The sequence below is a fragment of the Blautia sp. HCP3S3_C4 genome (assembly GCF_052064095.1).
Classification (GTDB): Bacteria; Bacillota; Clostridia; order Lachnospirales; family Lachnospiraceae; genus Blautia_A.
The window spans coordinates 1-667 of sequence record NZ_JBQHWF010000055.1 but is presented as its reverse complement, the minus strand read 5'-3'; the positions used below and the strand labels follow the sequence as shown (position 1 = coordinate 667).

1 rRNA gene is annotated in these 667 nt (G+C 56.8%); it reads right to left on the bottom strand.

The annotated features are described in order from the left end of the window. Positions 1 to 667: ribosomal RNA gene (locus ACTNC6_RS16155) — 23S ribosomal RNA — on the bottom strand; the annotation flags it as partial.

The following is a 667-nucleotide window of genomic DNA, read 5'->3' as shown; positions in this document are numbered from 1 at the left end:
GTCGTCTTCAAGGGGGTTTACTTCTTTCGAATGGGATATCTCATCTTAAGGGGGGCTTCACGCTTAGATGCCTTCAGCGTTTATCCCTTCCGGGCTTGGCTACTCGGCCGTAGACTTGGCAGTCTAACCGATGCACCAGCGGCCCGTCCATCCCGGTCCTCTCGTACTAAGGACAGCTCCTCTCAGATATCCTACGCCCACGCCGGATAGGGACCGAACTGTCTCACGACGTTCTGAACCCAGCTCGCGTACCGCTTTAATGGGCGAACAGCCCAACCCTTGGGACCTACTACAGCCCCAGGATGCGATGAGCCGACATCGAGGTGCCAAACCACTCCGTCGATGTGAACTCTTGGGAGTGATAAGCCTGTTATCCCCAGGGTAGCTTTTATCCGTTGAGCGATGGCATTCCCACTTAATACCACCGGATCACTAAGCCCTACTTTCGTACCTGCTCCACCCGTCGGTGTCGCAGTCAAGCTCCCTTCTGCCTTTGCACTCTTCGAATGGTTTCCGTCCATTCTGAGGGAACCTTTGGGCGCCTCCGATACCCTTTCGGAGGCGACCGCCCCAGTCAAACTCCCCGTCTGGCATTGTCCCACCGCCGGGTCACGGCGGCTGGTTAGAAACCCAATACTGCAAGGGTGGTATCCCAACAGCGGCTCCA